General features: G+C 63.7%; 28 protein-coding genes and 1 pseudogene. 13 read left to right on the plus strand and 16 right to left on the minus strand.

The window, feature by feature from the left end; genetic code table 11:
* The 3 genes and pseudogenes from ACHWRX_RS03250 to ACHWRX_RS03260 all read right to left on the minus strand — a co-directional run.
* Window positions 1-149, minus strand: a pseudogene (locus tag ACHWRX_RS03250) (superoxide dismutase [Fe]); the annotation flags it as partial.
* Window positions 150-438: 289 nt separating this feature from the next.
* Window positions 439-723 (minus strand): hypothetical protein, encoded by a 285-nt coding sequence (locus ACHWRX_RS03255; RefSeq protein WP_058738107.1) that lies wholly within the window; start codon window positions 721-723, stop codon window positions 439-441.
* Window positions 724-774: 51 nt separating this feature from the next.
* Window positions 775-1,044: a GlsB/YeaQ/YmgE family stress response membrane protein gene (locus ACHWRX_RS03260; RefSeq protein ID WP_058738108.1), complete on the minus strand. Its 270-nt coding sequence runs from the start codon at window positions 1,042-1,044 to the stop codon at window positions 775-777.
* Window positions 1,045-1,607: 563 nt separating this feature from the next.
* On the opposite strand from ACHWRX_RS03260, the gene ACHWRX_RS03265 reads away from it, so the two are divergent.
* Complete coding sequence (locus ACHWRX_RS03265) at window positions 1,608-2,264, plus strand: energy transducer TonB (protein ID WP_394658067.1); 657 nt, start codon at window positions 1,608-1,610, stop codon at window positions 2,262-2,264.
* A 22-nt stretch (window positions 2,265-2,286) separates the two neighbouring features.
* Here ACHWRX_RS03265 and mltG read toward each other — a convergent pair whose 3' ends face one another.
* The 3 genes from mltG to ACHWRX_RS03280 all read right to left on the minus strand — a co-directional run bounded on the left by mltG (window position 2,287) and on the right by ACHWRX_RS03280 (window position 4,974).
* Complete coding sequence (gene mltG / locus ACHWRX_RS03270; protein WP_394658068.1) at window positions 2,287-3,261, minus strand: endolytic transglycosylase MltG; 975 nt, start codon at window positions 3,259-3,261, stop codon at window positions 2,287-2,289.
* A gap of 43 nt (window positions 3,262-3,304) precedes the next feature.
* On the minus strand, window positions 3,305-4,567 hold the full coding sequence (gene fabF / locus ACHWRX_RS03275; protein WP_394658069.1) for a beta-ketoacyl-ACP synthase II: 1,263 nt from the start codon (window positions 4,565-4,567) through the stop codon (window positions 3,305-3,307).
* Between the two features lie 170 nt (window positions 4,568-4,737).
* Window positions 4,738-4,974: an acyl carrier protein gene (locus tag ACHWRX_RS03280; RefSeq protein WP_039282540.1), complete on the minus strand. Its 237-nt coding sequence runs from the start codon at window positions 4,972-4,974 to the stop codon at window positions 4,738-4,740.
* Window positions 4,975-5,182: 208 nt separating this feature from the next.
* On the opposite strand from ACHWRX_RS03280, the gene ACHWRX_RS03285 reads away from it, so the two are divergent.
* Window positions 5,183-6,094 carry an MBL fold metallo-hydrolase gene (locus tag ACHWRX_RS03285; protein WP_394658070.1) on the plus strand — a complete coding sequence of 304 codons (912 nt, stop codon included), beginning with the start codon at window positions 5,183-5,185 and terminating at the stop codon, window positions 6,092-6,094.
* 93 nt (window positions 6,095-6,187) lie between these two features.
* Entirely contained in the window at window positions 6,188-6,727 is a 540-nt protein-coding gene (locus ACHWRX_RS03290) for a hypothetical protein (protein ID WP_394658071.1), read from the plus strand.
* A 36-nt stretch (window positions 6,728-6,763) separates the two neighbouring features.
* Here ACHWRX_RS03290 and aspS read toward each other — a convergent pair whose 3' ends face one another.
* On the minus strand, window positions 6,764-8,590 hold the full coding sequence (aspS, locus tag ACHWRX_RS03295; RefSeq protein WP_394658072.1) for an aspartate--tRNA ligase: 1,827 nt from the start codon (window positions 8,588-8,590) through the stop codon (window positions 6,764-6,766).
* A 181-nt stretch (window positions 8,591-8,771) separates the two neighbouring features.
* Here aspS and ACHWRX_RS03300 point away from each other — a divergent pair, with 181 nt between their 5' ends.
* The 3 genes from ACHWRX_RS03300 (at window position 8,772) to ACHWRX_RS03310 (ending at window position 11,297) form a co-directional block, all read left to right on the plus strand.
* Window positions 8,772-9,056, plus strand: a complete 285-nt coding sequence (locus ACHWRX_RS03300; protein ID WP_394658073.1) for a hypothetical protein — start codon at window positions 8,772-8,774, stop codon at window positions 9,054-9,056.
* A gap of 60 nt (window positions 9,057-9,116) precedes the next feature.
* On the plus strand, window positions 9,117-10,328 hold the full coding sequence (gene rnd / locus ACHWRX_RS03305; protein WP_394658084.1) for a ribonuclease D: 1,212 nt from the start codon (window positions 9,117-9,119) through the stop codon (window positions 10,326-10,328).
* Between the two features lie 72 nt (window positions 10,329-10,400).
* Window positions 10,401-11,297 carry a hydrogen peroxide-inducible genes activator gene (locus ACHWRX_RS03310; protein WP_183616212.1) on the plus strand — a complete coding sequence of 299 codons (897 nt, stop codon included), beginning with the start codon at window positions 10,401-10,403 and terminating at the stop codon, window positions 11,295-11,297.
* Between the two features lie 26 nt (window positions 11,298-11,323).
* Here ACHWRX_RS03310 and pgsA read toward each other — a convergent pair whose 3' ends face one another.
* A complete protein-coding gene (gene pgsA, locus ACHWRX_RS03315; RefSeq protein ID WP_394658074.1) occupies window positions 11,324-11,917 on the minus strand; it encodes a CDP-diacylglycerol--glycerol-3-phosphate 3-phosphatidyltransferase in 594 nt (197 codons plus the stop codon).
* A gap of 152 nt (window positions 11,918-12,069) precedes the next feature.
* On the opposite strand from pgsA, the gene ACHWRX_RS03320 reads away from it, so the two are divergent.
* On the plus strand, window positions 12,070-13,374 hold the full coding sequence (locus ACHWRX_RS03320; RefSeq protein ID WP_288416121.1) for an MFS transporter: 1,305 nt from the start codon (window positions 12,070-12,072) through the stop codon (window positions 13,372-13,374).
* A gap of 13 nt (window positions 13,375-13,387) precedes the next feature.
* Here ACHWRX_RS03320 and ACHWRX_RS03325 read toward each other — a convergent pair whose 3' ends face one another.
* The 3 genes from ACHWRX_RS03325 to ACHWRX_RS03335 form a co-directional block, all read right to left on the minus strand.
* Window positions 13,388-13,603 carry a hypothetical protein gene (locus ACHWRX_RS03325; RefSeq protein ID WP_394658075.1) on the minus strand — a complete coding sequence of 72 codons (216 nt, stop codon included), beginning with the start codon at window positions 13,601-13,603 and terminating at the stop codon, window positions 13,388-13,390.
* Window positions 13,604-13,807: 204 nt separating this feature from the next.
* Window positions 13,808-13,987: a CsbD family protein gene (locus ACHWRX_RS03330; RefSeq protein WP_183616208.1), complete on the minus strand. Its 180-nt coding sequence runs from the start codon at window positions 13,985-13,987 to the stop codon at window positions 13,808-13,810.
* 99 nt (window positions 13,988-14,086) lie between these two features.
* Window positions 14,087-14,527 (minus strand): EVE domain-containing protein, encoded by a 441-nt coding sequence (locus tag ACHWRX_RS03335; RefSeq protein ID WP_394658076.1) that lies wholly within the window; start codon window positions 14,525-14,527, stop codon window positions 14,087-14,089.
* 63 nt (window positions 14,528-14,590) lie between these two features.
* Here ACHWRX_RS03335 and ACHWRX_RS03340 point away from each other — a divergent pair, with 63 nt between their 5' ends.
* Window positions 14,591-15,526, plus strand: a complete 936-nt coding sequence (locus ACHWRX_RS03340; protein ID WP_394658077.1) for an isopenicillin N synthase family dioxygenase — start codon at window positions 14,591-14,593, stop codon at window positions 15,524-15,526.
* Window positions 15,527-15,556: 30 nt separating this feature from the next.
* Here ACHWRX_RS03340 and gatB read toward each other — a convergent pair whose 3' ends face one another.
* The 5 genes from gatB to rpsU all read right to left on the minus strand — a co-directional run bounded on the left by gatB (window position 15,557) and on the right by rpsU (window position 19,869).
* Entirely contained in the window at window positions 15,557-17,059 is a 1,503-nt protein-coding gene (gatB, locus tag ACHWRX_RS03345; protein ID WP_394658085.1) for an Asp-tRNA(Asn)/Glu-tRNA(Gln) amidotransferase subunit GatB, read from the minus strand.
* A 5-nt stretch (window positions 17,060-17,064) separates the two neighbouring features.
* Complete coding sequence (gene gatA, locus ACHWRX_RS03350; protein ID WP_394658078.1) at window positions 17,065-18,567, minus strand: Asp-tRNA(Asn)/Glu-tRNA(Gln) amidotransferase subunit GatA; 1,503 nt, start codon at window positions 18,565-18,567, stop codon at window positions 17,065-17,067.
* Window positions 18,568-18,569: 2 nt separating this feature from the next.
* Complete coding sequence (gene gatC, locus ACHWRX_RS03355; RefSeq protein ID WP_394658079.1) at window positions 18,570-18,872, minus strand: Asp-tRNA(Asn)/Glu-tRNA(Gln) amidotransferase subunit GatC; 303 nt, start codon at window positions 18,870-18,872, stop codon at window positions 18,570-18,572.
* Between the two features lie 116 nt (window positions 18,873-18,988).
* Window positions 18,989-19,534, minus strand: coding sequence for an FKBP-type peptidyl-prolyl cis-trans isomerase (locus ACHWRX_RS03360; RefSeq protein WP_394658080.1), 546 nt, complete (start codon window positions 19,532-19,534; stop codon window positions 18,989-18,991).
* Window positions 19,535-19,662: 128 nt separating this feature from the next.
* Entirely contained in the window at window positions 19,663-19,869 is a 207-nt protein-coding gene (rpsU, locus tag ACHWRX_RS03365) for a 30S ribosomal protein S21 (RefSeq protein ID WP_058737943.1), read from the minus strand.
* 261 nt (window positions 19,870-20,130) lie between these two features.
* Here rpsU and crcB point away from each other — a divergent pair, with 261 nt between their 5' ends.
* From crcB to ACHWRX_RS03390, 5 genes are all read left to right on the plus strand, one after another.
* Window positions 20,131-20,547 (plus strand): fluoride efflux transporter CrcB, encoded by a 417-nt coding sequence (gene crcB, locus ACHWRX_RS03370; RefSeq protein WP_183616201.1) that lies wholly within the window; start codon window positions 20,131-20,133, stop codon window positions 20,545-20,547.
* Window positions 20,544-21,944, plus strand: coding sequence for an RluA family pseudouridine synthase (locus ACHWRX_RS03375; protein WP_394658081.1), 1,401 nt, complete (start codon window positions 20,544-20,546; stop codon window positions 21,942-21,944). The genes crcB and ACHWRX_RS03375 overlap by 4 nt, the downstream gene beginning before the upstream one ends.
* Window positions 21,945-21,960: 16 nt before the next feature.
* Window positions 21,961-22,611 carry an HAD-IA family hydrolase gene (locus ACHWRX_RS03380; RefSeq protein WP_394658082.1) on the plus strand — a complete coding sequence of 217 codons (651 nt, stop codon included), beginning with the start codon at window positions 21,961-21,963 and terminating at the stop codon, window positions 22,609-22,611.
* Window positions 22,608-22,823 (plus strand): hypothetical protein, encoded by a 216-nt coding sequence (locus ACHWRX_RS03385; protein WP_058737940.1) that lies wholly within the window; start codon window positions 22,608-22,610, stop codon window positions 22,821-22,823. The genes ACHWRX_RS03380 and ACHWRX_RS03385 overlap by 4 nt, the downstream gene beginning before the upstream one ends.
* Window positions 22,820-23,274, plus strand: a 455-nt coding sequence (locus tag ACHWRX_RS03390) for an ATP12 family protein (protein WP_394658083.1), incomplete at its 3' end; no start/stop codon positions are given. The genes ACHWRX_RS03385 and ACHWRX_RS03390, both read left to right, overlap by 4 nt.

Genomic DNA, 23,274 nt, shown 5'->3' on the forward strand with positions numbered 1-23,274 from the left:
CCCGCCTCGTCGGTACCTTCCAGTGCCGCATTCAGCTTGTCGACGTACGTCTTGTGGTGCGCGCCGTGGTGCGTTTCCAGCGTGGTGCGGGAGATGTGCGGCTCTAGCGCATCGTGGCTGTACGGCAACGGCATCAACGGAATGGTCATGGCAAGCTTCCTGTCATGTTGTCGGCCACGGTCATGCGGCCTGTCCTGTAAAATCTATCCCAGCAAATCGCACGGCCGCGTTGGCGACGTGATCAGGTCGGCCGGTCGGCTCCGCGTCTATGTCTGGACTCGGCAGTCACTTTGCAAGCGCGACTTGCGCAATCGCAGAAGGGAAAGTGCACTATTTCGTCCGGCCCCGGCGGGAAGCCAAAAACGCGAAAGGGGACGGCGATCGCTCGCCGTCCCCTCTGCGTGACCCACTGGCGCTAACACCAGTGGAAACCGGCTATCACGGATGACCGGCTTCTGCGTCAGCCTTCTCTTCCAGAGCGTCAGCCTTGGCTTCGCCGCTGGCGCGAACCGCGTCAGCCTGGTTCTGCATGGCTTCTTCCGAAGCGCCGCCCATCTTGTCGGCAGCAGCGTCGATAGCGTCAGCCGTAGCATCGGCCGAAGCCTCAACCGCGTCGGCCTGTGCTTCGGTCGCGTCGTCTGCCTTGTTGTTGCAAGCGGCGAGGCTGAGCGAGGCGCCGGCAATTGCCAGGATTGCCATACGCGGCATGGTGATCAACTTCATCGGGAAAGCTCCTTTGCCCTGTTAAGAAGACGAACGTCCGTCACGATTACCTTAGCGGATCGATCCGCGACGGAAAAGGTTGACGATCGCAAGCAGAATTACTGCGCCCAGGAAAGAGGCGAACAGCGACATAATGTCAAACGCACCGCTGGTGATCGGCGCACCGCCGATGAGCGGGGTAATGACAACGCCTGCAATCAGCGCGCCAATGACGCCAACCACGATATTGAGAAAGATACCCTGCTGCGCATCGGTGCGCATCAGAATGCTCGCGAGCCAGCCGATGATGCCACCAACAAGAAGAATGAGAATAAGTGTCATGGGTCCAAACTCCAGATGCGTACCTGACCGACTAAACGGGTTGACCTATGGTTGGTTCCGCCATCTGAAACTCAGCTTGTCGCATCCGACTCGCTCTCGTGCCTCCCACTGATCGTGCCAATTCGCCGGTCGTGGCAAGTTGAAAATTGATGACGGGGCGTATCGATGGAAGAGATCAGGAAGGTTTCTCATCTAAACCCCTGATAAAACAAAATACTTTCTGAAGCTTGCCAATACCGATATCTCCATCAAGCGCACGTGCACGGCTGTCGCAATCAACGCCTGAAGATGTCGGACAACGGCATCAAGGATAGAAGGTCCTAAAAATTGCAGTCGAATAATGCAGTTTTCGAGGACCGAGGCTGGCTAATGAGGCTGCAGGTCCCATCTTTGAGGGATCATCTTTGAATGGGATCAGCCTTGTGTACGCCCCCTCACCCCGCCAACGCGCGACATCCGCCCTCGCTTCGCTGGTCGTGGTCGGTTCCGGCGGCCTAGCGTTGGTCTTTGGACTATCGACGGCCGCCCCGATTGCAAAGGCAGTTCAGGAAACGCTCGTCGCCTTGAACGTCGCTCCTGAGCCTCTGCCCGCCCCCCCGCCAAGGCCTGAGATTACGCCGCAGCCGGAGCCGACGCAGGCAGACAAGCCCGAAAGCGCGAGGCTGCGGGATGAGGCGTCGCCGGAAAATCTACGAAACAAGGCAACGGCGGTGTTCGCCCCGGTCGTGACGCCGCTGCGCATCCCCCCTCCTATTATTGCCGCGCCGCGACCGATGACCGGGGACGCAGGCAATACCGGCGCCTCAGATCGCGTGGGCCCTGGCCAAGGCGCAGGAGGATTTGGTGATGGCTTTGGCGGCGGCGGCAACGGTGACGGCGGGAATGGCGACAGCGATGCCGTAACCCGACCGATCCAAATTCGCGGCAAACTCTATTGGTCCGATCTTCCTCGCGAACTGCGCGATAGCCATCGCGGTGGCGAGCTGGAGTTGCACTATCTGGTCGGTATCGACGGGCGCGTGCGCAATTGCCGGGTTATCAAGTCCAGCGGCGTGCCCAGCCTGGATGCGCGGACGTGCCAGCTGATCACCGAACGCTTTCGATTCAAGCCATCGCTTGATGCGCGGGGGCGGCCCGTGGTGGGCGGCATCATCGAAAACCACGGCTGGGATCCCAGTCCGGAAGACACGATCAGCGACGACGATGACCGCGACCGCTGATCCCCGCGCCTGATAGAGCCGCCTAAAGCTCTCCGCGAGCGCGGCGGATCGCAAACCACCGGGCCACGTTGCGGTTGTGATCGACCAGGTTAGCCGCAAACGCGTGGCCGCCGGTGCCGTCCGCCACCATGTAGAGCGCGCCGGTCTTGGCCGGATGCAGCACAGCCTCTATCGATGCGCGGCCTGGATTGGTGATCGGGTGCTTGGGCAAGCCGACCATCGTGTAGGTATTATAGTCGTTCACCGCCTGAATCTCGGACTGCAGGATGCGGCGGCCCAGGGACTTGCCCTTGGTGATCGGATAGATGATCGTCGGGTCGGCTTGCAGCATCATTTCCTGCTTCAGCCGGTTCGAGTAGAGCCCCGCCACCATCGTTCGCTCCGAAGGCTTGCCGGTTTCTTTTTCGACGATGGAGGCCAGTGTGATCGCTTGCTCAGGCGTCTTGACGATCAGGCCCTGCTCTCGCTTCGGCCAGAGTCCGGCGATCGTCCGGCTCATGGCAGCTTGCATCCGGCGCAATACCGCTTGGCGCGTCTCCCCACGTTCAAAGGCGTAGCTGTCCGGTAGGATCGAGCCCTCTGCAGGCGATGCGATGTCTCCGGTCAGCTCGTCCTGCGCTTTCAGCCGTTCGTAAACCATGATCGAAGGCATCCCCTCCGGCACGGTGACAAAGCGGCGGATCACGTCATCGCTGGTGATGATGCCCAAGACGCGGGAGGGGCTGGCATGAGCGGGAATAGCAAATTCGCCCGCCTTGATATCACGACCGCCGCCAAAAACGCGTGCCCGCAGCTTGAAGCCGGTTGCGGAGCTGATCACGCCTTTTTCCTCTAGCCGGTCAGCCACCGCGCTCAAGCTCGCGCCGTTGGGAACGATGAAGGTGCCGTCCTTCGCCAGCGGGCCGGAACCGTACCAGCCATATAAGACCACGCCGGACGCGATCAGCACGAGCAGGATCAGAGCGGCGATGCCCCCGCAGCCACGGCGCGAAAGCATCAGCCTTGCGCCCCGTCGGCATGGCGGGAGAACGGCATCGGAGTCAGTCCACCTTGCGCATGATGAGGCTGGCGTTGGTGCCGCCGAAGCCGAAGCTGTTGTTCAGGACGGCGCGAACTTCTCGTTTTTTGGCCGTGTGCGGCACTAGGTCCACGCCCATGCAGCTGTCGCTCGGATTGTCGAGATTGAGCGTGGGGGGCACGATCTGGTCTCGAAGGGCAAGGATGCAGAAGATCGATTCGACCGCCCCGGCGCCGCCCAGCAAGTGGCCGATCGCCGACTTGGTGGAGCTCATCGAAACCTTGCTGATCGCATCGCCGAACAAGCGGCGCACCGCGCCCAGTTCCAGCTCATCACCCAGCGGAGTGGAGGTGCCGTGGGCGTTGATGTAATCGATATCGTCCGGCGTCAGGCCCGCCTTTTTCAGCGCCATCGCCATCGAGCGGTAGGCGCCAGAGCCTTCCGGATGCGGCGCGGTGACGTGATAGGCATCGCCCGAGAGGCCATAGCCGATGACCTCGGCATAGATCTTCGCGCCGCGCGCCTTGGCGTGTTCGTACTCTTCCAGCACGACGACGCCCGCGCCCTCACCCATGACGAAGCCGTCGCGGTCCTTGTCGTAAGGGCGGCTGGCCCGGGTGGGATCGTCGTTGAACGCGGTCGACAGCGCGCGCGCCTGGGCAAAGCCGGCGATGCCGATCGGGCAGACCGTGCCTTCCGCGCCGCCTGCCAGCATGATGTTGGCATCGCCGTCCTTGATCATGCGTGCCGCGTCACCGATCGAGTGTGCGCCGGTGGAGCAAGCGGTGACGACCGCATGGTTCGGGCCCATCAGGCCGTACTTGATCGAGACCTGGCCGGAGATCAGATTGATCAAGCGGCCATGCACGAAGTGAGGGCTGACCCGCGCCGGGCCCTTGTTGGCCAGGACCAGCGATTCGCTCTCGATGCCCGGCAAGCCGCCGATGCCCGAGCCGATCGAGCAGCCGGCCATCAGCCGCGTCGCTTCGTCCATGTCGGTAAGCCCGGCATCTTCGATCGCCTGTCCGGCGGCATCGATGCCGTAAATGATGAAAGGATCGACCTGGCGCTGAACCTTGTGGTCCACGCGCTTGTTGGGATCGAAGCCATATTCGTGATCGGCCGGCTTCACCTCACAGGCGATGCGGCACTTCTGGTCGGACGCGTCGAACTTGGTGATCGGACCGGCGCCGGATTTGCTGGCCAGGATATTGGCCCAAACAGTCTCTACGTCCGCCCCGAGCGGGGTGACCAGACCAAGGCCGGTGACGACAACACGACGCATGCAACTCTCCGCGTGAACGCTCTGACCCGGCGAACATAGTCATGCGGGCCAAAAGACAACAGGCTCAACCCCCGAGGGAGCCGAGCCTGCCGTTATCTTGATATCCCGCCGTCCGTCACGTTCGTCGCGTCAGGATGGCCGGAAGGCAGATTCGGGCGATCAGCCCTGAATCAGCCCTTGTTCTCTTCGATGTACTTGATCGCATCCGAGACGGTGCTGATCTTTTCAGCGGCATCGTCGGGAATCTCGACGCCGAATTCCTCTTCGAAGGCCATGACCAGCTCGACTATGTCGAGGCTGTCCGCGCCCAGATCGTCGATGAAGCTGGCGTCCTCGGTAACCTTGTCGGCCTCGACGCCGAGATGCTCGACGACGATCTTCTTAACCCGATCTGCGGTATCGCTCATTTGGTGACCCCTTCTGAGTGGGAGAATGGAAACTCGCCAGTCGCCCTAATGGCGGTGCGGCCCGCTGGCAAGCCTTGCAGCAATGTTCGGTTCATGTGGCGGGTCGGCCCGAGACACGCAAGAGCCGTCTTGCTGCAATGCGGCCAAACCCGGGCTTCATGCACGGAATTCTGTTGCAAGCGTCCAGCCGAAGCATAGTCTTTGCTGCATGCGCGAAAAACATATCCTCAGCCAAGTTCGGCTTTGCATCGCCCCGTTGTTGCTGGTGACAGCCCTGACCGGCGCAAAAGCGCCCCCGCCCATGCCTCATTTCGCGCCGTGGATCGATGGGACCTCCGCGAACGAGCCGGAAATGCAGGTACAGGCGATCGACGCTGATACTTACGTCATCCGCCAGTCCGTCCGCACGAATTTCGAAGCGCCGTTCCTTTATCTGCTGATCGGCAAAGATCGGGCGTTGCTGATCGATACCGGGGCGGGCGGCCTGAAAGTGCGGCCCACGATCGACAAGCTGATGGCGGCCCGGCAGGCCGGGCGCGGCAGCGGCCGGCCGATTCCACTGCTGGTCGCGCATTCGCACAGCCATGGCGACCATCACGCCGGCGACGACGAATTTCTCAAGCGCCCCGATACGAAAGTCGTCGGCCTAAAACCGGCGGACGTGGCCAGCGCATTCCGGATCGCGCACTGGCCGCAGGATATCGGCCACTATGACCTGGGAGGCCGTATCCTCGATATCATTCCCACGCCCGGCCATGAGCCAGCGCATATCATGGTCTATGATCCGCACACGCGGCTGCTGTTCTCCGGCGACATGCTTTACCCGGGCCGCCTCTACGTGCCGGTCGATCGCTTTGGCGATTTCCGGGCGAGCGCCGACCGGCTGGCCGCTTTTGCCAGGATGCATCCCATCCGTGCCCTGCTGGGCGCGCATATCGAGATGACGCAAACGCCGGGCAAGGATTACGCGATGGAAGCGCCCACGCATCCCGCAGAGCGTCCGCTGCCTTTGCCACCGTCCAGCATCGCAGAGTTACAGCAGGCGACCCATGCGGCAGGCGACCATCCGAAGATAGACCGCCATGCGGACTTCATCGTCTATCCGCGTTCGCCTGCTTAAGACCTTATCGCTTGGTCAATAAGCTTCATCGCATTATCGTACCAATAAAATTGGTTTAGATAATCTTCTTATGATCCGTAAACGATAGCAACAATGATATCTTGGCTCGAACATCATGAAAACTTAGCAGGTTGGGCGCAATTTCTCGGAGCCATTATTGCGCTTGCTCTCACATATTTTACGGCCTTCGCACCGCATTGGAAACGAAAGAGGCAGTTAAACGAAGCAAGCCAACGCTTAATGTTGCATGGATACGAAACTCTGGAAAGTTTCCATCGTACATCAGAATACTTTTTACCATCAGCCATCAATATAAAAGCTGCGATACTATCTATAAAAAGTATAATTAATGAGATCGATAAATTTCTAATCTATGAACTAGATGACCACGGCAGCCTTTCTACAGCCAGACGGCTTGTCGCTACCAGCGTAGTTCTAGGGGGTACTTGCCTGTTTTTGGAAGATTTGATGACTGATCTTCATCAGAATCAAATGTCCGAGGACGATAGGGAGATGATGAGAAAATGGATTGAAGATCAACTGAGCGGAATAAAAGCCATTATACAGGGAGCGCCGCGCGCTCGCCCCCTGCCATCGGACTTCATCTCCGGCCGATTTGGCGATCCGCAATAGGTTAGTTACGCGCGAGATTTAGTTGAGCTCGATCTACTAGTTCGCCTCTGGCGTGACCGGTTTGTTGGTAGCGACCGCCGCCGCCTTGACCGGCTCCATCACACGCATGTGCAGTTCGCGCAGCTGCTTGGGCTCGGCCACGGTGGGGGCACCCATCAGCAGGTCTTCGGCGCGCTGGTTCATCGGGAACAGGCTGATCTCACGCAGGTTCTGCACGCCGCACAGCAGCATCACGATGCGATCGACGCCAGCCGCCATGCCGCCGTGGGGCGGTGCGCCATACTGGAACGCGCGGTAGAGGCCGCCGAAGCGCTCCTCCACGTCCGCCTTCGACAGGCCGACCAGCTCGAACGCCTTCACCATCAGTTCCGGGCTCTGGTTGCGGATCGAACCCGATGCGATCTCATAGCCATTGCAGACCAGATCGTACTGGAAGGCGTTGATCTTGAGCGGATCACTGTTTTCCAGCGCGTCCATCCCACCTTGCGGCATCGAGAACGGGTTGTGCGCGAAATCTACCTTTTTGTTGTCCTCGTCCCATTCGTAGAACGGGAAGTCGACGATCCAGGCTAGCTCGAAGCGATCCTTGTCGATCAGGCCCAACGTCTCGGCCACGCGCGTGCGGGCGAGGCCCGCGAGCTTGGCGGCCTGCTCTTCCTTGCCGGCGGCGAAGAACAGTCCGTCGTCGGGGCCAAGGCCAAGCGTGTCATACAGCGCGGCCATCTTCTCGGGACCGTGGTTCTTGGCGATCGGACCGCCGAACTCGCCGCCCTTTCGGGTGACGTAGCCAAGTCCGGCATGACCCTCGGCCCTCGCCCAATCGTTCATCTCGTCGAAGAACTTGCGGCTCTTCTCGGCAGTGTTCGGCGCGGGGATCGCGCGCACGACACCGCCCGAGCCGACGATCTTCTCGAACAGGCCGAAGCCGGACTGGGTGAACTCGGACGACACGTCACGGATGATCAGCGGGTTGCGCAAGTCGGGTTTGTCGCTGCCGTAGTCCAGCACCGCCTTAGCGTGCGGGATGCGCGGGAACGATCCCACCGGCGTCACGCTCTTCCCCTCGGCGAACGCCTCGAACACCTGGCCGATCACCGGCTCCATCGTCTCCCAGACTTCTTCCTGGGTGACGAAGCTCATCTCCAGGTCGAGCTGGTAGAACTCACCCGGCAGGCGATCGGCGCGCGGGTCCTCGTCACGGAAGCACGGCGCGATCTGGAAATAGCGATCGAAACCCGCGACCATCAGCAGCTGCTTGTACTGCTGGGGCGCCTGAGGCAGCGCGTAGAACTTGCCCGGATGAATGCGGCTGGGCACCAGGAAGTCGCGCGCGCCTTCGGGGCTGGAAGCGGTGAGGATCGGCGTCGAATACTCGGTGAAGCCGGCATCCTCCATGCGGTTGCGCATGTCCCGGATGATCTTCGTGCGGGTGACGATGTTGGCGTGCAGCGTCTCGCGCCGCAGGTCGAGGAAGCGGTACTTGAGGCGGATGTCCTCGGGATATTCCTGCTCTCCTGCCACCGGCATCGGCAGTTCCTCCGCGCGGCTGAGCACGGTGACGCCGCGTGCGAACACCTCAATCTCGCCGGTCGCCAGGTTCGGGTTCACGGTGGCGGCGTTGCGCGCTTTCACCTCGCCGTCGATGGTGACGACACTTTCCACCCGCAGCGCCTCGAGCAGCGGCAGTGCCGGGCTGTCGCTATCGGCCACCACCTGCGTGATGCCGTAGTGATCGCGCAGATCGACGAACAGCACGCCGCCGTGGTCGCGCTTGCGATGGACCCAGCCCGAGAGGCGGACCGTCTCGCCGGTCGCGGCGGCGGTCAGCGCACCGCAGGTGTGTGAACGATAGGGATGAGTCATGGCTTGGCGCTTCTTGATTGGGTCGGATTGGACAATCATGCGCCCCTAGTCGAGCACGGCAGTGATTGCCAGCCATCCCCGCAATCGCTCATCCGCGAACGAGGCGGTAACGCGAAAGTAACCCTCATCGGGTAAATCGCATGATCCCCCACTGGGTCGGACAGGTTTGGCGAGGTAGATCATGAGACCGTTCGATAAAGACAGCGCGCCGTTAGACCTCGAATCGCCGCCCTCCGTTCCGCCATCAGCCGAGAGGATGGAGAACTGGATGGTGCCCGGCACATTCGCGATGGACGAAACCTCCTGGACGCCTGATCCGCCTGATCCGCCTGCCACGGCCGACGCGATGACCGGCTCTGCCCTGCGACGACTTCTGATCACGCCCGAAGTGCTCGCCGCGATGAGCGAGGACGACGCGCCCCAACCCAAGTTGCTGGACCGCCTGCTAGGTCGCAAGCGACGCTAAAAACGATGGTATGATAAGCGCCGTTGATTGCCCGCTACGTTACGCGTAACGCCGATGGCCATGCAAATTCACCCGTTGATCACGAAAAGCGAAGATCTGGCCGCGCTTTGCGACCGCTTGTCCCAGGCCGAATTCGTCGCGGTTGATACCGAGTTCATGCGTGAGAACACGTATTGGCCGGAACTTTGCCTCGTCCAGATCGCCGATACCAAGGAAGCCGCCGCGATCGATCCGCTGGCTCCGGGGCTGGATCTGCAACCGCTTTGGGATTTGCTGACCGACAACGAGGATGTCCTCAAGGTCTTCCACGCCGGCGGCCAGGACGTGGAAATCATCTTCAACTTCACCGGGCGCACCCCGCATCCGATCTTCGATACGCAGATCGCGGCGATGGCGATCAGCCAGTCCGAGCAGATCGGCTACTCCAACCTCGTCGAATCGTGGCTGGGCCTGACGATCGACAAGGGCGCCCGCTTCACCGACTGGTCGCGCCGCCCGCTGACGGAGCGGCAGATCGAATATGCCATCGGCGATGTCACGCACCTGGCGAAGATCTTCCCAAGGATGCTCAAGCGCCTGATCAAGACCGATCGCGGCCAGTGGCTGGACCAGGAGATGGAAAAGCTCGCCGATCCGGAGAATTACCGGAACGACCCGACTGTCGCGTGGAAGCGGATCAAGGCCGCCGGGCGCAATGCCGGCGTGCTGGGACGGCTCAAGGCGCTGGCCGCCTGGCGTGAACAGGAAGCGCGCGGCAAGAACATCCCGCGCGGCCGCATCGCCCGTGACGAGACGCTGGCGGATATCGCCAGCCACCCGCCCAAGAGCCAGGCCGATCTGGCCAAAGTGCGCGGCCTCTCGGCAGGCTGGAAGGATAACGAAATCGGCAAGCGACTGATGCAGGCGATCGCCGATTCCCAGCCGTTGCCGGACGAAGAACTCCCCCCGCGCACACCGCGTGGTGCGCCGCTGGGCAAAGAAGGCTCGCTGGTGGCGGATCTTCTGAAGCTGCTGCTGAAAATCCGCGCGCGTGAAATCGACGTCGCCTCCCGCTTGCTCGCTCGCAGCGAAGAGCTGGAACTGCTGGCAGCCGGCGTGCGCAAGGACCTGGCGATGCTGGAAGGCTGGCGTTTCAAAACCTTTGGCAAGGACGCGCTCGATCTGGTGGAGGGCAAGCTGGCTTTCGCGGTTGTCGACGGCCGGCTCAAGATGACTCACGTCGACGACGCCGTTGTGGCAGAGGCCGACCAGAACGCCGATCCGGCTGACTGAACCCAAACCACATCGCCTTAGGACCGAATGTCCACTTGGCGCAATGCAGCGCTGAGTGCATAGCCTGCCCCCGTGACCATTCATCAGCCCACGCTCAAGCAGCTCCAATATCTTGTCGCCTTGCACGAGCATGGCCATTTCGGCCGCGCTGCAGACGCCAGCTTCGTCTCGCAATCCACGCTGTCGGCCGGGCTGCGCGATCTGGAGGCGCTGCTGGGCGTCACCTTGGTCGAGCGGACCAAGCGCGCGGTCCGGTTCACGCCGCTGGGCAATGCCGTGGTCGAGAAGGCCCATCGCATCCTGCGAGAGACGGAAGAACTGTCTGACCTGATCCAGTCCAGCGGCAAGCCTCTTGCCGGTGAACTGCGCATGAGCGTGATCCCCACGATCGCGCCGTTCCTGCTGCCCCGGATGCTGCCGCGCCTGCGGCGCGAACGCCCGAACCTGAAGCTGTTCCTGCGCGAGGAGCCCAGCGCCGCCGCTATCGAATCGCTGCACCATGGCCGCGCCGATTGCGTCCTCCTCGCCCTGCCCTACGCCACCGGCGAAGTGGAGAAGGAGACGATCGAGCTGGATGCGTTCTTCGTGGCGTTTCCCAAGGACGATCCGCGCAACATCCCGGCGGAAATCGATCCGGAACTGATCGACGAGCATCGCCTGCTGATGCTGGAAGACGGGCACTGCCTGAAGGACCACGCGCTGGCCGCCTGCAACCGCCCCGAACTGCGCGCCTCGGCCACCATGATCGGCACCTCGCTCCACACGCTGGTGCAAATGGTGGACAATGGCCTGGGCCTGACGATGCTGCCGGAAATGGCGCTGGACGCCGGCATCCTGAACGGCACCAACGTGGTGGCCAAACCGCTCCACTCACCCAACGCCAACCGCGAAATCGCCCTGGTATGGCGCCGTAACTCCCCCCGCTCCGACGAATTCCGCATGCTCGCCGACGAACTACGGGCGGGGTGACGCGGACGGCCTGATCGCGGGCCTCGTCAATCCATGTGCTTGAGGCCGACTCGCAAGTAATCCCAGCCCGTAATCAGCGTCAGCCCCGCTGCGGCCCACAGGGTCGTCAGGCCGACCGTATGGGGCACGTTGACGGTGATCGCCCCCAGATCGAGGTTCCACCACGGCATCGCATGGCCCAGGATCAAGGCGCCCAGCGAAACGAGCTGGAACGTCGTCTTCCATTTCGCCAGGCGACTGACAGGAACCGAGACTTGGATGCCCCCCAGAAACTCGCGGAGGCCGGAAACCGCGATTTCCCGGACCAGGATAATGAGCCCGGCGATAACGTGCGCATCACCCACGTAAGGGCCTGTCAGGACGCCTTGCGCGGTCAGCACTAGAATCACGGCCGCGACCATGATCTTGTCCGCGATGGGATCGAGGAACACACCGAGGCGAGAGACCGCGCCGCTGGAGCGCGCGATGTAGCCATCGAAGTAGTCAGTGACACCCATCAGGCTGTAAAGCGCGAAGGCCAGGCCGTAGCCGGCCTCCCATCGGGGCCACCACAACAGAAAGGCCAGCAGCGGCACCGCGAAGATGCGCGAGAGCGTGAGCAGATTCGGCAGGGTCAGCATCCTTCCGGCTCTTAGGCGCTGTGGGGCCTGCGTGGAACCCGCCGAATAAAATGAAGTGGCTGCTTCTCGACGGGGCTTGCCCGCCGCCCCATTGCCACTAAGTGTTCCGCAGGCATTTGGCCGCCACTCGTGGCGCTGGCATTACAGGACGCATGACGACTTCGACCCAGCTGATCCGGGCGCGCCGCTTCCTGCCGCTCTTCGTCACCCAGTTGCTGGGCGCCTTCAACGACAACCTGTTCAAAAACGCGATGGTCTTTTTCGTCGTCTACTCGGTGTACAATTCCGAGACGGCGGAGATGTGGTTCAGCGCGGTCGCGTCCGGGGTGTTCGTGGTGCCGTTCTTCCTGCTCTCCGCGCTCGCCGGACAACTGGCGGACATGCGGGACAAGGCGCGGATCATCCGCGTGGTCAAGGCGTGTGAGATCGGGATCATGATGGTGGGCGGCGCCGGCTTGCTGCTGGCGTGGCGCGGCGTGGGGATCGGCACCTTGTCCATCCCGCTGATGCTGCTGGCGCTGTTCGCGATGGGCGTCCATTCGACGTTTTTCGGCCCGATCAAGTACGCGATCCTGCCGCAGCACCTGAAACAAGGCGAAGTGCTGGCCGGCACTGGTCTGGTCGAAGCCGGCACATACATGGCGGTGCTGGCGGGTACGATCGTGGCGGGCTGGATCGGCGTCCACTGGGCCGCGATCGCCGTGGTTCTGGTGGCATGCCTGGGCTTTGCCTCATCTCAGTTCGTGCCGCCCGCCCCGCCGCTGGGCGCAATCGAACCGCTGGATTTCAACGTCTTTCGCGCCTCTCGCAAGCTGATCATGGACACGGTTCACGACCGCCGGGTGTTCCTGGCGATCGTGGCGATCAGTATCTTCTGGGCCATCTGCACGATCCTGTTCGTGCAATTCACGCCGCTGGCCAAGAACGTGCTGAGCGCCAGCAAGGAAGTGGCCAGCCTGTTCCTGGTGATCTTCTCCGTAGGCGTGGCGATCGGGTCGGTGTCGATCAATGCTCTATTGAAAGGCACGGTTTCCGCCAAATACTCGCCGATGTCGGTGATCGCGATGGGCGGTTTCCTGATCGCTTTCGAATCGATCTGCAGCGATTGGCAGGCGGGCGGAGCGATGATGGACGTCCCCACGTTCATCGCCCACCCCCTCGCCCCGACGCTGCTGCTCACCTTGCTGGGAATCGCGGTGTCGGGCGGCATGTTCGTGGTGCCGCTCTATGCGTTTCTCACCACCTTCGTGGAAAAGTCGCAGACGGCGCGGACGATCGCGGCGAACAACATCGTCAACTCCGGCGCGATGGTGGTCGGCGCGCTGTTTGCGGGGTTGCTCAGCATGCTGGGCCTGGCCGTGGTGAAGCAGCTGCTGGTGGTGGCGGGCTGCTGCCTGCTGCCGGCATGGTTCGGCTACGCCCTGCTGCGCGCCGAACGCGCGGCGCTGACCGCCTGATTGCTTCCGGCTTTCAGGCCAGGAAGACGATGATCACGACGAACGTGGCGCAATAGGCGGCCAAAAAGCCGCGCCAATCCTCATTGATGATTCGGCGGATCGAGCGCGGAGCCGATGGTTCGTCGGCAATCAGGGTCGCGCACACATGCGGCGGCAGCGATCGGCGGAAGGGATGGCGAGCGCCCTCGTCCGAGAGGACCAAGGCGCGGCGATGGCTGAGCGATGACATGGAACATGCTTAAGAAATGGTTACCGTGTTCGCCAGTAGAGGCTTTTCGCTGGCCTAAAACGGCACGGTGGAAGATCCGTCTTGGCCCGGCTGGAACCGGTTTCTATTTTTGGAAAATCGCCCATCGCCTTGCAAAAAAGCGGCGCGCAACAAAGAAAAGGCCGCCCGGAGGCGGCCTTCCCATTCAATCGGTATCCGAAGGGATCAGACCTTGTCGCCCAATGCGCCCTTCACGGAACCCTTGACCTGCTGGGCTTCGCCCTTGGTTTCCTGGGCCTTGCCCTCAGCTGCCAGATCGGGATTGTTCTTGCCGGCGACGGCCTGCTTGACGTTGCCGATCGCTTCGTTGGCGAGGCCCTTGGCCTTGTCGGTCAGTTCACCCATGGCTTATCTCCTTGAATGAAGACGGCGACGTGTGTCCGTCTTTGATCCTTTAAACGTCGCGGAAAACCAACGGTTGCAGTTGCGACAATTTGACACGGATCAATCTTTACCGCCCCCACCCGCCAGCTTCAAAATGTAGGCCCACTCCGCGGGCGTAACCACGGCGACGGACAAGCGCGAGAGCTTCACTAGCTCCATCTCGGCCAGCTTCGGATCGGCCTTGACCTCCTTGAGCGTAACCGGACGAGCCAGCTTCCGGACCGGCTTGACCTTCACCGCAGCCCACTTGCCCTCGGGATCGCTCGGGTCGGGGATGCCGGACTTGCTGATCTGCACCACGCCGACGATCTCCTTGCCGATGTTAGAGTGGTAGAAGAACGCCTCGTCTCCCACCTGCATCGCGCGCAGATTGTTGGCCGCGCGGTGGTTGCGCACGCCGTCCCAGGTGCCCTCTCCCTCGGCCAGAAGATCGTCCCAGCTATAGGCATCGGGCTCGGACTTCATCAGCCAATAGCTTTTTGCCCCGTGGCTCTTGGACATGCATCGCCTCGCGTTATCGACTAGAGCGGACGCCACTAGCCCAATTCAGCGCGGATCGCACTCATGGACATCGCCGAAATCCCCATACTCAGCCTGGCCGACGAGCCGCGCGGCATCGCGTCCGATATCGGACGCAGCTTTCGCACCTTCGGCTTCGCCCTGGTGCGCGACCACGGCATCGATCCCGCGCTGATCGCCGAGGCATGGCGGCTCACAGCGGAACTCTTCGCCTCGCCAACCGAGGAGAAAATGCGATATTTCATGCCGGGCACCGGCGGAGCGCGCGGATATACGCCGTTTCGCACCGAAGTCGCCAAGGGCTTGACGGAGAAGGACCTCAAGGAGTTCTGGCACGTCGGCCGCGATCTGCCGGACGATCACCCGCTGCGCGCGACGATGCTCCCCAACATCTGGCCGGAAAGCCCCGCCGGCTTTCGGACTGTATTCGAGACGCTGTTCGCCGAATTCGATCGCGCCGGATCGCGCCTGCTCTCCGCCATCGCGATCGACCTGGGGCTGGATGAGCAATGGTTCGATCCGGCAATCGAGGATGGCAATTCCGTTCTGCGTCTGCTGCAGTATCCCCCGGTCAAAGCCGAGGCCAGCGGCGCGATCCGGGCTGGCGCGCATGAGGATATCAACCTCATCACCCTGCTGCTGGGTGCGGAGGAAGCGGGCCTGGAGCTACTGGGCAAGGATGGGCGCTGGCTTTCGATCGCGCCGCCTGAGGGCGCGCTGGTGGTCAACATCGGCGACATGCTGCAGCGGCTGACCAATCACGTCCTGCCCTCCACCACCCATCGGGTGCGCAATCCCGCCGGGGAGCGCGCGGGGTACAGCCGCTATTCGATGCCGTTCTTCTTGCATCCGCGCAGTGACTTCCGCCTAGAAACCTTGCCCGAATGCATTGGCAGCGATCGTCCCGACCGCTACCCCGCCACCATCACCGCGGACGAATATCTGCAGGAGCGCCTGCGGGAAATCGGCTTGAAGGGGTAGCCCTCACGGCCCCAGGCGGGGCCGCGGCGCCTAGCCCAGCTTCGCCTTCAGGATCTCGTTCACCACCTGCGGGTTGCCCTTGCCCTGCATGGCCTTCATCGTCTGGCCGACAAAGAACCCGAACAGCGCCTGCTTGCCACCGCGATACTGCTCGACCTTGTCGGCATTGGCGGCGAGGATCTCGTCAACCTTCGCCTCGATCGCGCCGGTGTCGCTCTCCTGCTTCAGCCCCTCGCGCTCGACGATCGCATTGGCGCCGTCGCCGGTCTCCAGCATCTTTTCCAGGACCTGCTTGGCGATCGAGCCAGAGATCGTGCCCTTGCCCACCAGTGCCAGCAATTCCGCGCCGCTAGCCGGGCTTACCGGCGAATCCTCAAGCGACTTGCCTAGCTTGTTGAGCGCGCCGAACAGTTCGGAGATCAGCCAGTTGGCCGCCTGCTTCGCGACATCGGCGGGCTGCTTGCCCTGCGCCGTGGCGGTTTCTCCCAACAGACGCTCGAACCAGCGCGCGGTCTCCACATCGGCGGTCAGCACGCTGGCATTGTATGTGCTGAGCCCAAGATCGCCTTCATAGCGCGCGCGCTTGGCGTCCGGCAGTTCGGGCAGCGAGTTGCGGCAATCTTCGAGGAAGGCATCGTCCAGCACCAGCGGCAGCAGGTCCGGATCGGGGAAGTAGCGGTAGTCGTGCGCATCTTCCTTCGAGCGCATGGAGCGCGTGGTGCCGGTGCCGGGATCGAAAAGCCGGGTTTCCTGAACGATCTTGCCGCCGCTCTCCAGCACGTCGACCTGGCGCGCGGCTTCATGCTCGATCGTGGCCATCACGAAGCGGACCGAGTTGACGTTCTTGGTTTCCGTGCGCGTGCCGAATTCATCTCCGGGCTTGCGGACAGAGACGTTCACGTCGCACCGCATGGAGCCTTGGTCCATATTTCCGTCGCACGATCCGACATAGCGCAGGATCTGCCGCAGCTTGGCGACGTAAGCGCCTGCTTCAGCGGGAGAACGCATGTCCGGGCGGCTGACGATTTCCATCAGCGCCACGCCCGAGCGGTTGAGATCGACATAGGACATCGTCGGATGCTGATCGTGCATCAGCTTGCCCGCGTCCTGCTCGACGTGAATACGCTCGATGCCGATCACCTTGGCTTCGGGTAGCCCGGCCTTCTCGTCCGCGTCGATCGTCAGCGAACCTTCGCCGACCAGCGGATGGTAGAGCTGGCTGATCTGATAGCCCTGCGGCAGATCGGCGTAGAAGTAGTTCTTGCGATCGAACCGAGACCACTTGTTGATCTGCGCGTCGATCGCCATGCCAGTGCGTACCGCCTGGCGGATGCACTCACGATTGGGCACCGGCAGCATTCCTGGCATCGCCGCGTCGACCAGGCTGACCTGCGCGTTGGGCTCGGCCCCGAACTCAGTGGCGGCGCCGGAAAACAGCTTGGAATTCGACGTGACTTGCGCGTGGACTTCCAGGCCGATCACGACCTCCCACTCACCGGTAGCGCCCTGGATACGGTATGTGCTTTCAGTCATGTCAGTCACCACCACTTGCCGGGCCGCGCGGTAAAGTTCGCGCGCTGTTCGATCGCCAGGCCTGCGTTGAGCACGCCCTGCTCGTCGAAAGCCTTGCCGATGATCTGCAGGCCGAGCGGCAGACCCTCACGGTTGAGGCCCGCCGGGACTGACATCGCCGGAAGGCCGGCCAGGCTGGCGGGCACCGCGAATACGTCGTTCAGGTACATCTTGAGCGGGTCTTCGGCGTTCTCACCCAGCGCAAACGCAGCGGACGGCGCGGTGGGCGCCAGGATTACGTCACACTGTTCGAACGCCTGTGCGAAGTCACGCGCGATCAGGGTCCGCACCTTCTGCGCCTGTGTGTAATACGCATCGTAGAAGCCCGCCGAAAGCACGTAAGTGCCGATCAGGATGCGGCGGCGCACTTCCGCACCGAAGCCCGCCGCGCGGGTGGCGGCGTACATGTCTTGCAGGTTAGAGCCATCGGGAAGATCGCGCAGGCCATAGCGCACGCCATCATAGCGCGCGAGGTTGGACGAGGCTTCCGCCGGAGCGATGATGTAATACGCGGGCAGCGCGTACTTGGTATGCGGCAGCGATACGTCGACGATGGTGGCGCCGGCATCCTTCAGCCAGGCAATGCCGTCGTCCCAGGATTTCGCAACGTCGGCGTCCATCCCGTCCATCCGGTATTCGCGCGGGATGCCCACACGCTTGCCGCTAAGATCGGCGTTGAGGCCCTTCTCCCACTCCGGCACCGGCAGGTTCAGGCTGGTCGAATCCTTGGGATCGAAACCGGCCATCGCCTCCAGCATGATCGCGCAATCGGTGACGTCCCGCGCCATCGGGCCCGCCTGGTCGAGCGAGCTGGCGAACGCGACCACGCCCCAGCGCGAGCAACGGCCATACGTCGGCTTGATGCCGGTGATGCCGGTGAACGCGGCGGGCTGGCGGATCGAGCCGCCGGTATCGGTGCCGGTGGCCGCCGGGCACAGCCGTGCGGCGATCGCGGCGGAGGAACCGCCCGAGGAACCACCCGGCGCGAGCGGTGCGTTGCCGCCGTCGTTGCGCCGCCAGGGTGAGATCACGTTGCCGAAATAGCTGGTCTCATTGGACGAGCCCATCGCGAACTGATCAAGGTTCAGCTTGCCCAGCATGCCCGCGCCCGCATCCCACAGCTTGGCGCTGACGGTGCTTTCGTACTGCGGCGTGAAGCCTTCCAGAATGTGGCTGGCCGCGGTGGTCTGCACGCCCACGGTGGCGAACAGGTCCTTCATGCCGATCGGCACGCCGGCCATCTTGCCCAGCGCTTCGCCCTTGGCGCGCTTGGCGTCGACGGCCTGCGCGGCCTCGATCGCCTTGTCCGGCGTGGCGACGATGAAGGCGTTCAGCGCGCCCTGCGCCGCCGCGACATTGGCGTTGAACGCCTCCGCCACTTCGACGGCGGTGAAGTCCCCCGAGGCGACGCCCGAGCGGATGGCGGCGACGCCGAGATCGGTGAGGCCGGAGGAATTGATATCTGTCATGCTTATTCGATCACCTTGGGCACGCCGAAGAAGCCGTGTTCGGCCGCGGGCGCGTTGGCGAGGATTTTGTCGCGGATGCCGCCGCCGGTAAGCGGATCGGCATCGATCACATCATCGCGCAGGCGCAGGGTGTTGGGGATGACGGCGGTCATCGGCTCGACGCCGGTGACGTCGACTTCGCCTAGCTGGTCCACCCAGGCGAGGATGCCGTTCAGTTCCGGCACCATCGCCGCTGCCTCACCCTCGCCCAGCTTGATGCGAGCGAGGGAGGCGATCTTTGCCACGGTTGCGGTATCGACCGACATGGTTCGTCCTCATGTCCGACTGCCCGCGATGGCGGGCGGGAAAATTGGCGGGAGGCAGCAGAGCTAACACCCGCCCCGTTGCGCTTCAAGCAGGGCGCGGGGGCGCGCCGCCGGCCTTATTGCGCGGGCGGGGGTACCGCCGGGCCAGCGCCCGGCATGCCTGCCCCGGGAGCGCCGCCGCCCATCTGCATCTGCTGCAGCTGTTGCATGATGCGTTGTTGCTGCTCGATCTCGGCGCGGCTCTTGAAGTCCAGCAGTTCGATCTCAAAGTCGAGGTCGGTATTGGCCGGGATCGGGCCCGCGCCCTTGTCGCCATAGGCCAGCGCGCTGGGGATATGGACCTTGTACTTGCCGCCCTTCTGCATCTGCTCCAGAGCCTTGGTGAAGCCGGGGACGACTTCGGCGAGCGGCAGCACGGCCTGCTTGCCTTCGTCGAACACCTTACCGTCAGGCAGAGTGCCCTTGTAGTTCACCAGCGCCACGTCATCGCGCGTGGGCGACGGACCCTGGCCGGCCACCAGCGTATCGACATCGACCGAGGCGGGCATCGCCGCCCAGGCCACGCCGCAACCCAGCAGAGCGACCGCCGCAATGCCGACCCACAGCTTGGTCAGGCTGCCCTTGGCGATGGGCTGAAGCGGGACGCGGGTGATCTCGGTCATGAAGTCAAAGCCTCTTGGGACAGGATATGCAAAAGGGCGCGGATTGCGTCCGCGCCCTCATGGCTCAAGCAAGCGAAGGGTTCAAGCGCCAACCCGCACCGGAATGCGCGGCCGATGGCGCGTGAAACCTACTTCGCGCCGTCACGCTCCAGGCGCTTGCGCTCCAGCTTGCGGGCGCGGCGAACAGCGGCGGCCTTTTCACGGGCGCGCTTTTCCGACGGCTTCTCGAAGTGACGGCGCAACTTCATCTCACGATACACGCCTTCGCGCTGCAGCTTCTTCTTGAGCGCGCGAAGGGCCTGATCGACGTTGTTGTCCCGTACCATGATTTGCATAAAACGAAGAACCTCACCAAATACGATAGCAGACCGTCCCGCTCCGCCTACAAGGCAGGACAGCCCATGAAAATAATAATGACGAACGCCGCCGATCCCGTACGAGACCTGCGTCAACGGCGCGCCGCTACCAGAGTCGCGCACGAATGGCAACTCCAAAGCCGGTTTCGCGCGATAGTCGGAAGGCCGCGCGCGATGACTGCCAGCCCTGTATCCACGAAAGATTTGGCTTGCCGCCCGCCGCGGTCTATGGCGCGCGCCATGCCGCAATCCGTGCAACCTTCCTTTCTGACGGCTTCGCTGCTCGTCGCCAGCGGCGGCGCGGTAGGGTCGTGGCTGCGCTTCACCGTTGGCCGCCTGTGGGTGATGGCGATCGGCCCGGTACGAGCGGGCGCGTTTCCGTGGGGCACGTTGACCGTCAACATCGTCGGCAGCCTCGCCATGGGCTTGCTCGTCGGCTGGCTGGCGCGGTTCGGCACCCAGGGCGAGGCCACGCGGCTTTTGCTGGCGGTGGGCGTGCTGGGCGGCTTCACCACTTTTTCTTCGTTCAGCCTTGAGGTCGTATCGCTGCTGCAGCGCGGACAGGCGGGAGTGGCGCTGGCCTATCTTGCCGTGTCGCTGCTCGCCGGGTTCGGCGGCCTGTGGCTGGGCCTTATGATGATGCGAGTTTCTGTATGAGCAAGAGAGGCGCGAGCGACAATGTGCGCCAGTTCACGGTGGGCGCGGACGATGATGGCGTGCGCCTTGACCGCTGGTTCAAGCGCCACTTGCCGCAAGTTGGCTTCGCCACCGTCTCGCGCTGGGCGCGGACCGGGCAGATCCGGGTCGACGGCAAGCGCGCCGACGTGGACTTCCGACTGGCGGCGGGCCAGCTGCTGCGCGTGCCGCCCGGGGGTGATCCCAAGGCCGCCGGCCCGGCCCCGCGCCGCCCGCTGACCGAGGAGGAGCTGGAATTGGCGGACAGCATGGTGCTGACGCAGGACCGCGCCGCCATCGTGCTGAACAAGCCGCCGGGCCTTGCCACGCAAGGCGGCAAGGGCATGACCAGCCATGTCGATGGCCTGCTGGACGCCTATGCCGCGGAAGGGCCCCGCCCCCGCCTGGTCCATCGGCTGGATAAGGACACGTCCGGCGTGCTGCTGATCGCGCGCACGCCCGGCAGCGCGGCGTTCTTTTCCAAGCGCTTCTCCGGCCGCACCGCGCGCAAGATCTACTGGGCGCTGGTGACCGGCGTCCCCTCGATCGAGGACGGTATGATCGAGCTGCCGATCTCCAAGCAGCCGGGCACCGGCGGCGAGAAGATGCATGTCGACATGGAAGGCGGCCAACCGGCGCGCACCCGCTATCGCGTGATCGACCGGGCGGGCAACCGCGCCTGCTGGGTGGAACTGCACCCCCTGACCGGGCGCACCCACCAGCTGCGCGTGCACATGGCGGCGATCGGCCACCCGATCGTGGGTGACGGCAAGTATGGCGGGCAGGACGCGTTCCTTTCCGGCTCGATCAGCCGCAAGATGCACCTCCACGCGCGGCGGCTGATCATCGACCATCCGGATGGTGCCCCGCTCGACGTGACCGCCCCCCTGCCCGAACATTTCGCGATGGGCATGGAGCAGCTGGGCTTCGAGGAAGCGGACGGCGCGGACATTCCCGAACCGCGCGCAGAAGATACCCGCGAAGACAAGAAGCGGCTCGCCAAGGCGCATGCCAAGCAGTTTCGCAAGGAACGCCGGGGAGAGCGTCGCTCTCGCGGTGGCGATGCTCCGGGCAGGCCCGCACCCGCCGGCGGGCGCACCCGCAACAGCACGGGTAGCGCGACGACCGCCAGGTCCGCACCGTCAAAGGCTGGCACAGGCAGGCCGAACACCACAAAGCCCGGCGCCGGTAAGCCAGGCGCTGGCAAGCCCAACGCTGGCAAACCTACCACTGGTAAACCGGGCGGAGCCAAGTTCGGCGCCGGAAAGCCGAGCGCCGATAGGGCCCGGAGCGGCCCCTCGCGTCCGTCCACGGGCAAGCCTGCCGGTGGATCGGGCAAACCGGGCGGCAAGCCTCCTGCGCCGCGCGGCAAGCGTTGACGCCGGACTGCGCTGAATGAAGCTTGCCGTGTTCGATTGCGATGGCACGCTGGTCGATGGTCAGGCCAGCATCTGCGAGGCGTTGGAGGCCGCGTTCGCGCGCCAGAACCTGCCTGCTCCTCCACGCGTGGCGATCCGCCGCGCCGTGGGCCTTTCACTCCCCCAGGCGATGCGCCGCCTGCTGCCGAATGAGGCGGACGAGTTGCACCTGGCGCTGGCGGAGAGCTACAAGCTGGCGTTCCGCACCGCCCGCAGCGACGGGCGCGTATCGCAACCGCTATTCCCCGGCATCCCGGAACTGCTGCGCCGCCTTGCGGACAGCGGCTGGACGCTGGGCGTCGCCACCGGCATGTCCGATCGCGGATTGGCACACTGCCTGGCGGACAACGGCATCGCCGACCTGTTCGTGACGCTGCAGACGGCAGACCGCCACCCCTCCAAGCCCCATCCCGCGATGCTGCAGGCCGCCTTGGCAGGCGCCGGCGCGGGTGAGCAGGACGCGGTGATGATCGGCGATACCTCGTTCGACATGCAGATGGCGCGCGATGCCGGAGTGCGGGCGATCGGCGTCGATTGGGGCTATCATCTCCCGCGTGAACTGCTGGCCGCCGGAGCCGAAGTCGTGGTGGAGACACCCGAGCAATTGGGGAAGGTCCTGCTCGCATGAGCCACGATCCGGCGCGCGGGCGCTTTTTCCTGATCCAGCTGGTGCGGCTGGCCGGCGTCGGCTGCGTGCTGATGGGCCTGCTGGCGAGCAACGGCCGGCTGGCGAATGGCGCGGTGCCGACCTGGGCGGGCTATCTGCTGCTGATCATCGGCCTCGTCGGCGTCTTCGTCATTCCGACGGCTCTGGCGCGCAAGTGGAGGACACCTAGGTGAAGCGCTTCTATCAAGCCGTCACCACCATGGCGGCGGACGGTGGCTGGCGCGTTCTGCTGGATGGTCGCGGCATCAAGACAGCGGCCGGTGCGCCGCAAATCGTGCCGACGCGCGCTCTGGCCGAAGCGCTGGCGACCGAGTGGTCGGCACAAGGCGAGACGATCGATCCCACCCGCTTCCCGCTGCGCGATTTGGCGGACTATGCCATCGATGCGATCGCCGGCGGTGCGGAGGATGCCGTTACCGGGCTACTGCCTTACGCGGAAACCGACACGCTGTGCTATCGCGCCCATCCGGACGAGCCGCTGCACCGTCGCCAGCTGGAAACCTGGGAGCCGATCCTGGGCGAGGCGGAAGCCCGGCTGGGCATTCTCTTCACGCGCATCTCGGGCATCGTCCACAAGCCGCAACCCGCCGAAACGCTGGCACGGCTGCGGCACGAACTGGAAGC

Origin of the sequence: uncultured Novosphingobium sp. (assembly GCF_964277725.1) — a bacterium.
Lineage (GTDB): Bacteria > Pseudomonadota > Alphaproteobacteria > Sphingomonadales > Sphingomonadaceae > Novosphingobium > Novosphingobium fluoreni.

Excerpts from the sequence above, each read along its gene's own strand:
- ACHWRX_RS03255 (WP_058738107.1), bottom strand. The coding sequence starts at position 723 with ATGAAGTTGATCACCATGCCGCGTATGGCAATCCTGGCAATTGCCGGC.
- ACHWRX_RS03260 (WP_058738108.1), bottom strand. The coding sequence starts at position 1,044 with ATGACACTTATTCTCATTCTTCTTGTTGGTGGCATCATCGGCTGGCTC.
- mltG (WP_394658068.1), bottom strand. The coding sequence starts at position 3,261 with ATGCTTTCGCGCCGTGGCTGCGGGGGCATCGCCGCTCTGATCCTGCTC.
- fabF (WP_394658069.1), bottom strand. The coding sequence starts at position 4,567 with ATGCGTCGTGTTGTCGTCACCGGCCTTGGTCTGGTCACCCCGCTCGGG.
- ACHWRX_RS03280 (WP_039282540.1), bottom strand. The coding sequence starts at position 4,974 with ATGAGCGATACCGCAGATCGGGTTAAGAAGATCGTCGTCGAGCATCTC.
- ACHWRX_RS03285 (WP_394658070.1), top strand. The coding sequence starts at position 5,183 with ATGCGCGAAAAACATATCCTCAGCCAAGTTCGGCTTTGCATCGCCCCG.
- ACHWRX_RS03290 (WP_394658071.1), top strand. The coding sequence starts at position 6,188 with ATGATATCTTGGCTCGAACATCATGAAAACTTAGCAGGTTGGGCGCAA.
- aspS (WP_394658072.1), bottom strand. The coding sequence starts at position 8,590 with ATGACTCATCCCTATCGTTCACACACCTGCGGTGCGCTGACCGCCGCC.
- ACHWRX_RS03300 (WP_394658073.1), top strand. The coding sequence starts at position 8,772 with ATGAGACCGTTCGATAAAGACAGCGCGCCGTTAGACCTCGAATCGCCG.
- rnd (WP_394658084.1), top strand. The coding sequence starts at position 9,117 with ATGCAAATTCACCCGTTGATCACGAAAAGCGAAGATCTGGCCGCGCTT.
- pgsA (WP_394658074.1), bottom strand. The coding sequence starts at position 11,917 with ATGCTGACCCTGCCGAATCTGCTCACGCTCTCGCGCATCTTCGCGGTG.
- ACHWRX_RS03320 (WP_288416121.1), top strand. The coding sequence starts at position 12,070 with ATGACGACTTCGACCCAGCTGATCCGGGCGCGCCGCTTCCTGCCGCTC.
- ACHWRX_RS03325 (WP_394658075.1), bottom strand. The coding sequence starts at position 13,603 with ATGTCATCGCTCAGCCATCGCCGCGCCTTGGTCCTCTCGGACGAGGGC.
- ACHWRX_RS03330 (WP_183616208.1), bottom strand. The coding sequence starts at position 13,987 with ATGGGTGAACTGACCGACAAGGCCAAGGGCCTCGCCAACGAAGCGATC.
- ACHWRX_RS03335 (WP_394658076.1), bottom strand. The coding sequence starts at position 14,527 with ATGTCCAAGAGCCACGGGGCAAAAAGCTATTGGCTGATGAAGTCCGAG.
- ACHWRX_RS03340 (WP_394658077.1), top strand. The coding sequence starts at position 14,591 with ATGGACATCGCCGAAATCCCCATACTCAGCCTGGCCGACGAGCCGCGC.
- gatB (WP_394658085.1), bottom strand. The coding sequence starts at position 17,059 with ATGACTGAAAGCACATACCGTATCCAGGGCGCTACCGGTGAGTGGGAG.
- gatA (WP_394658078.1), bottom strand. The coding sequence starts at position 18,567 with ATGACAGATATCAATTCCTCCGGCCTCACCGATCTCGGCGTCGCCGCC.
- gatC (WP_394658079.1), bottom strand. The coding sequence starts at position 18,872 with ATGTCGGTCGATACCGCAACCGTGGCAAAGATCGCCTCCCTCGCTCGC.
- ACHWRX_RS03360 (WP_394658080.1), bottom strand. The coding sequence starts at position 19,534 with ATGACCGAGATCACCCGCGTCCCGCTTCAGCCCATCGCCAAGGGCAGC.
- rpsU (WP_058737943.1), bottom strand. The coding sequence starts at position 19,869 with ATGCAAATCATGGTACGGGACAACAACGTCGATCAGGCCCTTCGCGCG.
- crcB (WP_183616201.1), top strand. The coding sequence starts at position 20,131 with ATGCCGCAATCCGTGCAACCTTCCTTTCTGACGGCTTCGCTGCTCGTC.
- ACHWRX_RS03375 (WP_394658081.1), top strand. The coding sequence starts at position 20,544 with ATGAGCAAGAGAGGCGCGAGCGACAATGTGCGCCAGTTCACGGTGGGC.
- ACHWRX_RS03380 (WP_394658082.1), top strand. The coding sequence starts at position 21,961 with ATGAAGCTTGCCGTGTTCGATTGCGATGGCACGCTGGTCGATGGTCAG.
- ACHWRX_RS03385 (WP_058737940.1), top strand. The coding sequence starts at position 22,608 with ATGAGCCACGATCCGGCGCGCGGGCGCTTTTTCCTGATCCAGCTGGTG.